Raw genomic sequence first — 388 nt, 5'->3', positions numbered from 1 at the left:
CTGCCGCTCGGATTGCTTCGCCCGCTGACCGGCACCGGATCGCTGGCCTATACCACCGAACTGATCCGTATTCACGGACCCGACTCGCTGATTGGGCGAATTGCTTCCACAATCCAGGGCAGCACGGACACGACCTTATATGTGCTGACCGTCTACTTCGGCGCCGTCGGCATCCGCAACGGGCGGTATGCGCTCAAGGTAGGGCTCTTCTCGGATCTCGTCGGCTTCGCCGCCGCCATCGCGGTCTGCCTGCTGGTATTCGGTTAGAGGCCAAGTCCGCCAAACGGGCTTGGTCTCTAGCCGCCCCCAAGCAAGTGGAGCGCCGCCCTGCCAGCCGCGGGGTCAGCGCCTTCTCCTTGCCGCCCGTAAGCTCCTGCCGCTTCAGCGA

The 388-nt window shown here is 64.4% G+C and carries 1 pseudogene; it reads left to right on the top strand.

The features are described from left to right. A pseudogene (locus tag L692_RS0118950) lies at positions 1-267 on the top strand (spore maturation protein); the annotation flags it as partial. Positions 268-388: the final 121 nt, after the last annotated feature.

Source organism: Paenibacillus forsythiae T98 (assembly GCF_000520735.1).
Classification (GTDB): domain Bacteria; phylum Bacillota; class Bacilli; order Paenibacillales; family Paenibacillaceae; genus Paenibacillus_AQ; species Paenibacillus_AQ forsythiae.
Note: the sequence above shows the minus strand (reverse complement) of the source record. Positions and strands in the feature narration are given on the sequence as shown.